Source organism: Fundidesulfovibrio soli, assembly GCF_022808695.1.
In the GTDB taxonomy this organism is placed as follows: Bacteria; Desulfobacterota; Desulfovibrionia; order Desulfovibrionales; family Desulfovibrionaceae; genus Fundidesulfovibrio; species Fundidesulfovibrio soli.
On the sequence record NZ_JAKZKW010000007.1, the window covers coordinates 139964 to 146316 of the forward strand.

4 protein-coding genes are annotated in these 6353 nt (G+C 67.1%); 2 read left to right on the plus strand and 2 right to left on the minus strand.

Going from position 1 to position 6353, the window contains the following annotated elements; all coding sequences use genetic code 11:
* Window positions 1-20: 20 nt before the first annotated feature.
* Window positions 21-2534: a preprotein translocase subunit SecA gene (gene secA / locus MLE18_RS08970; RefSeq protein WP_243438454.1), complete on the plus strand. Its 2514-nt coding sequence runs from the start codon at window positions 21-23 to the stop codon at window positions 2532-2534.
* Window positions 2535-2916: 382 nt separating this feature from the next.
* Here the strand turns inward: secA and MLE18_RS08975 are convergent, their stop codons facing one another.
* Window positions 2917-3945 carry an SPOR domain-containing protein gene (locus tag MLE18_RS08975; RefSeq protein WP_243438455.1) on the minus strand — a complete coding sequence of 343 codons (1029 nt, stop codon included), beginning with the start codon at window positions 3943-3945 and terminating at the stop codon, window positions 2917-2919.
* Between the two features lie 119 nt (window positions 3946-4064).
* Between MLE18_RS08975 and rlmD the strand changes: the two genes are divergently transcribed.
* Window positions 4065-5384 (plus strand): 23S rRNA (uracil(1939)-C(5))-methyltransferase RlmD, encoded by a 1320-nt coding sequence (rlmD, locus tag MLE18_RS08980; RefSeq protein ID WP_243438456.1) that lies wholly within the window; start codon window positions 4065-4067, stop codon window positions 5382-5384.
* Between the two features lie 56 nt (window positions 5385-5440).
* On the opposite strand, the gene MLE18_RS08985 is transcribed toward rlmD, so the two are convergent.
* Complete coding sequence (locus MLE18_RS08985) at window positions 5441-5971, minus strand: pyridoxamine 5'-phosphate oxidase family protein (protein WP_243438457.1); 531 nt, start codon at window positions 5969-5971, stop codon at window positions 5441-5443.
* Window positions 5972-6353 lie beyond the last annotated feature (382 nt).

A 6353-nucleotide genomic window follows, 5' to 3' on the forward strand; every position in this document is an offset into this window, starting at 1 on the left:
GACGTCAGCAAGGAGACAGCATGTTTTCAAGCATCATCAAGATGATCGTGGGTTCCAGCAACGAACGCCACCTCAAGGGCCTGGCCCGCACCGTGGACCAGATCACCGCCATGGAACCCCAGATGCAGGCCCTGACGCAGGAGCAGATGGTCGCCCGCATCGCGGAGCTCAAGCAGGAGGCCGCAAACGGCAAGCCCCTGGACGACATGCTCCCCGAGGTGTTCGCCATGGTGCGCGAGGCGGGCAAGCGCACGCTGGACATGCGCCACTTCGACGTGCAGCTGGTAGGCGGCATGGTGCTGCACCAGGGCCGCATCGCGGAGATGAAGACCGGTGAAGGCAAGACCCTGGTGGCCACCCTGCCCGCGGTGCTGAACGCCATCTCCGGCAAGGGCGTGCACCTGATCACCGTGAACGACTACCTGGCCAAGCGCGACGCCGCCTGGATGGGCAACATCTACAACTACCTGGGCCTCACCGTGGGCACCATCGTGCACGGCCTCACCGACGAGGAGCGCCAGGCCGCCTATGGCGCCGACATCACCTACGGCACCAACAACGAGTTCGGCTTCGACTACCTGCGCGACAACATGAAGTTCTACAAGGAGCAGCTGGTCCAGCGCGAACTCAACTTCGCCATCGTGGACGAGGTGGACTCCATCCTCATCGACGAGGCGCGCACCCCGCTGATCATCTCCGGCCCGGCCGAGGAGTCCACCGCCCTGTACTCCCGCGTGAGCGCCCTCATCCCCATGCTCAAGCGCGACTTGCACTTCAGCGTGGACGAGAAAGCCAAGACCATCATGCTCTCCGACGAGGGCGTGGCCCGCTGCGAAGAGATCTTCAAGGTGGAGAACCTCTACGACCCGGCCAACATCTCGCTGCAGCACCACGTGCTCCAGGGCCTGCGCGCCCACCACCTCTACGCCCGCGACGTGGACTACATCGTCAAGGACGGCCAGGTGGTCATCGTGGACGAGTTCACCGGCCGCCTGATGCCCGGCCGCCGCTACTCCGACGGCCTGCACCAGTCCCTGGAGGCCAAGGAGGGCGTCACGGTGGAGAGCGAGAACCAGACGCTCGCCTCCATCACCTTCCAGAACTACTTCCGCATGTACAAGAAGCTGTCCGGCATGACCGGCACGGCCGACACCGAGGCGGTGGAGTTCAGGCAGATCTACAACCTCACCGTGTCCGTGATCCCCACGCACCGCCCCATGGTGCGCAAGGACCACCCGGACATGATCTACAAGACCCAGAAGGAAAAGTACGACGCCATCGTGCAGGACGTGAAGGCGCTCTACACCAAGGGCCAGCCCGTGCTGGTGGGCACCATCTCCATCGAGAAGTCGGAGATGCTCTCCCAGATGCTCAAGAAGGCCGGGGTGCCCCACGAGGTGCTCAACGCCAAGCAGCACGAGCGCGAGGCCCAGATCGTGGCCGAGGCGGGCCAGAAGGGCCGCGTGACCATCGCCACCAACATGGCCGGCCGCGGCACGGACATCAAGCTGGGCGAAGGCGTCACGGACCTGGGCGGCCTGTTCATCCTGGGCACGGAGCGCCACGAGTCCCGGCGCATCGACAACCAGCTGCGCGGCCGTTCCGGCCGCCAGGGCGACCCGGGCGAATCCCGCTTCTACCTGGCCCTCGACGACGACCTCATGCGCCTGTTCGGCTCCGACCGCCTCAAGGGCGTCATGGAGCGCCTGGGCATGGAGGAAGGCGAGGCCATCGAGAACCGCATGGTCTCCAAGGCCATCGAGAACGCCCAGAAGCGCGTGGAAGGCCACAACTTCGAGGTGCGCAAACAGCTGCTGGACTTCGACAACGTCATGAACCAGCAGCGCGAGGTCATCTACTCCCGTCGCCGCCACTACATGGCGGCCGCCTCCCCCCAGGATTCCCTGGAGGAGTTCGTGGACGACCTGCTCGACGACATCTACCAGCCCCTGACCCTCTCCAAGCAGGGGCCGGACCCCGAGTCCGTGGAGATCGCCGCCGCCCGCCTGGAGGAGACCTTCGCCCTGCGCGTGGACTTCACGCAGGGCGTCCCCACCCAGGAGGAGCTGCGCAAGGCGATCATGGACCGCTTCGAGGCCCTGCAGTCCGTCGCGCCCGAGCAGTACACCGAGATCCTGCGCTACTTCCTGCTGGAAGCCCTGGACCGCCACTGGAAGGAGCACCTGCTCAACATGGACCACCTGCGCGACGGCATCGGCCTGCGCGGCTACGGCCAGAAGGACCCCAAGCAGGAGTACAAGCGCGAGGGCTTCGAGCTGTTCCGCGGCATGCTGGACATGATCGCGGAGTCCACCGTGAAGCAGCTCTCCCGCCTGCAGATCAAGGCGGAGCTGCGCGAGGAGGAGTTCACCCACCGCGAGGTGCCCGCGGACGTCAACTATCACGGTGCGGACGACGGCACGGAGAAGAAGCCCCAGCCCAAGAAGCGCACCGCGCCCAAGGTTGGCCGCAATGATCCCTGCCCCTGCGGCAGCGGCAAGAAGCACAAGAAGTGCTGCGGGGCCAAGGGATAGCGCTCTAACGCACGCCAGATAGCAAATGAAAACGCGGCCGGAAACGGCCGCGTTTTTTTATTGCGTTCACCCCTGAAGTATTACCCGGCTGACGCGAAGCGGGAAGGGAGTGCAGAGGGCCGAAGGCCCTTTGCCCGCCGGAGGCTCTTTCAGCACCCGGGGGCGCGATAGCGGGGAGCGCGTCAGGCGGCCAACGGGCTCCGCCCTATGGAATTCCCGGATGGATTCGCGTCCGGCTTGCGGCAGTCCAGCTCCCGGATCGTAAAAGCAGGTACCCGCAAGCCATCGGTCGTAAACGGTTTCGAGAGGATGGAATCGGTCGCCAGGAATACCGGCGTGGCCGGCGCAGAACGCGCCTGGTCGTCAATCGGTCGTCCGAAAGTTACCTTCGCTGAATCGCCCCGGGGTAGCCCATCTCCGCCAGCTTCTGGCGGAACACGTCCGGGCTGCCCCTGCCCTTGGCCAGCACCCGGTACACTTCCCGGCCGTTGACCTCGGCGCGCTCGAACCCCGACTCGATGCCCGCCTTTGAGAGCCTGTCCGACAGGGTCTCGGCCTGCACCAGGTTGGGCAGCGCCGCCACCTGCAGCACGATGTCGCCCGGCCCGGCCGTCACGGTGCCGACCATGACGAACCCGGCCGATCCCGCGGCCCCCGTGGCCGCACCGGCCGCAGCGCCGCTGGCGGGCGCGGACGCGGGCATCGCCTTCGCGGCCTGCCCCGCCTGCGCAGGCATGGAGGCGGGCTGCACGGCCGCCCTGGCCTGCCCCTTCTCGGGCTCGACCAGTTGGTTCAGCGCCTGCCGGGCCGCCGATTTGGGGTCGCCCCCGGCGATGGGCAGCAAATCCGGCAACTGCACGAAGGCGTACATCAGCTCGTAGCCGCGCGCGCCCGCGCCGTCCGGCCGGATGGCCTCGCTCTCCTGCCCGCCGCACTTGATGAGGGCCAGCAGCGCCCCCTCGCGGCGCGCCCTGTTCACCAGCTCGCGCACAACCTTGAGCAGCTTGAGCCTGCAGGCGGCCTCGTCGGGAGGCGTGTCAGAGAAGTTCTCCCGGCAGACGAAGGCGGTGTAGATCTGGTCCTTGGCCAGCTTGAGTATCTTCTTCGAAACCGACGTGTAGCGGATGGTGTAGGCGGCTTCGGGGCAGTGCTTCGGGTCCGGGCAGGGGGCCTCCCAGGTGACGGAGGCCTTCTCGAAATTGTCGGCGAATTCCGCGATGACGGCGTAGTTCTCAGGCCCGGCCTTGTCGGGCAGGAGCATGAGCACCTCGGTGGCCAGCTGGACGCACTCCCCCCCGCGTCCGGGGCCGGGGTTGCGCCGCATGTCGCAGATGCCGCGCACCTGCCACTCCTGAGCCAGAGCGGGCAGGGCCGTGACGGCCAAAAGCAGCGCGGCGATAATCGGTTTCATCGCGATTCCTCCCGTGGCCGCCATACATCCAACTCTTCCCGCCCGCAAGACTCCGATTTGGCCTCCCGGCGCTTGCCAGACACCCATTCCGTGTGCATGCTCTGCGCATGACAGAAACAATGGAAATCCGTATCGAGCGTCCGGCGTTCGGCGGGGCCGGTTTGGCCCGCCAGGACGGGCGCGTCGTGTTCGTCGATGGCGGCCTGCCCGGCTCCCTTGTTGAAGCCCGCGTGGTCAAGACCGAAAAGAGCTGCCTGCACGCCGTGGCCACCCGCGTGATCGAACCCTCTCCCCACGCCGTGGAGCCCTTCTGCCCGCACTTCGGCGTCTGCGGCGGCTGCACCTGGCAGGACGCCTCCTACGAGGCCCAGCTGGCCTGGAAGCGCGAGATCGTCCAGGAGCAGCTGCGCCGCCTGGGCCGCATCGAGATCGAGGTCGAGCCCGTCATCGCCTCGCCGCTGGAGCGCCGCTACCGCAACAAGATGGAGTTCGCCTTCGCCCCCGGCCCTCGCATCGGCCTGCGCCGCCGCTTCGAGCCTGGCCGCGTGGAGGAGGTCACCCAGTGCTTCCTCATGCCCGAAACCGCCATGCGCATCCTGGCCGCCGTGCGCGAGCTGGCCGCCCGCACCACCCTGCCGCCCTTCTACTTCAAGACCGGCACGGGCGTCTGGCGGCACCTTGTGCTGCGCCGCTCCGAAAGCACGGGCAAGTGGCTGGCCATGATCATCGTCGGGCCGCGCTCCCCCGTGGGCAAGCTCCAGGGCCTGGGCAAGGAGCTCATGGACCGCTTCCCCGACGAGCTCACCGGCGTCGTGCTGGGCGTGCGCCGCGACCGGGGCGACTATGCCATCCCCGAGAGCCGCGCCTGGACCCTGGGCGACGGCTTCCTGGAGGAGGAGATGGACGGGCTGCGCTTCGGCGTAAGCGCGGAGGCATTCTTCCAGACCAACACCGGCGCCGCAGCTCTGCTCTACGCCAAGGCCGTGGAGGCCGCGCGCCTCACCGGCCAGGAGACCGTCTGGGACCTCTACAGCGGTGCGGGGGGCCTCTCCCTGTTCATGGCCCGCAAGGCCCGGGCCGTCACCGGTTTCGAGGTCAACGACGAGGCCGTGGAGGACGCCCGGGAGAACGCCTCGGCCAACGGGCTGCTCAACTGCGCCTTCGTGCCCGGCGACCTCAAGGACTCCCTGGCCCGCGAACAGGCCGCGCCGGACGTGGTCGTGCTGGACCCGCCCCGCTCGGGCCTGCACCCCGAGACCGTGGACACGCTCCTGGCCTCGGCCGCCAAGCGCATGGTCTACGTCTCCTGCAACCCTTCCACACTGGCCCGCGACCTGGCCCGCCTGGCCGGGAAGTACGCCGTGCGCCGCGTCACCCCCGTGGACCTCTTCCCGCACACCCCGCACGTGGAGTGCGTGGCGGAACTGGAAGGTATCTAAAACAGAAACGCCCCGCGACACGCGTCGCGGGGCGTCAATTCCTCCAAACGGCCGGGTTAGTCGGCAGAGGACAGATTCTCGGTCTCGCAGCCCTCCGTCTCCTCCACTTCCAGCACCTCGTCGCCCTGCCAGGGTGGGTTGGACTTGCCGGTCAGCTCCTCGATGTCCACCCGGACCACGGCGGTGACGTCCAGCACCTCGTCAGGATAATGGCCCGTGGGGCCGCTATAGTGCGACATGATGATGTCCAGCGCGGCGCGCTTGGCGTCCCTGTCCTCGATGAGGCTGGCCCGGCCCACGCCCACCACGGACTTGAAGTGCGCCGTGTACCCGCAGGACTTCAGCTGGCGGCACAGCTCGTACTCCAGCACCGCGTCGAAGCTCACCCGGTCGCAGGTGCGCAGGCAGTCGGCCTTGCGGCCCTTGAGGGAGCTGTGGAAATAGAGCACGCGGTCCTTGTAGCCGAAGCTCACGGGGATCACGTAAGGGCTGGCCCCGTCCCACAAGGCCATGTGGACGTACTCGGCGCGCTGCAGGAGCGCCTCCACCAGCTTGAAATCCTTTATCTCGCGTTCCGCCTTGCGCACTGACGACTCCTGTTGGTGATATGGTTGGTGAAAGCGGGCGATGGCTACTCGCCCCGCCGTCCTGCTTTTATGCGCCGATGTTGCCCCGATGCCTCTGGCGGCCAAAGGGCCTTCGGCCCTCTGGACTCCCTTTCGGCTTCGCGTTGCACGATGACAACTACGGTTATTTCCCACCGCATTCCGCACTGCGACGGGATAGCCCCGATGCCTCCGGCGGCCAAAGGGCCTTCGGCCCTCTGGACTCCCTTTCGGCTTCGCGTTGCACGGTGACAACTACGGTTATCTCCCACCGCTCTTCCGCACTGCGACGGGCTGTCTCCGGGGGAGCCCCCTCCGGGACGGCGGCGGGCGATATTCTTCAAATATATCGTCCGCCGCCGTC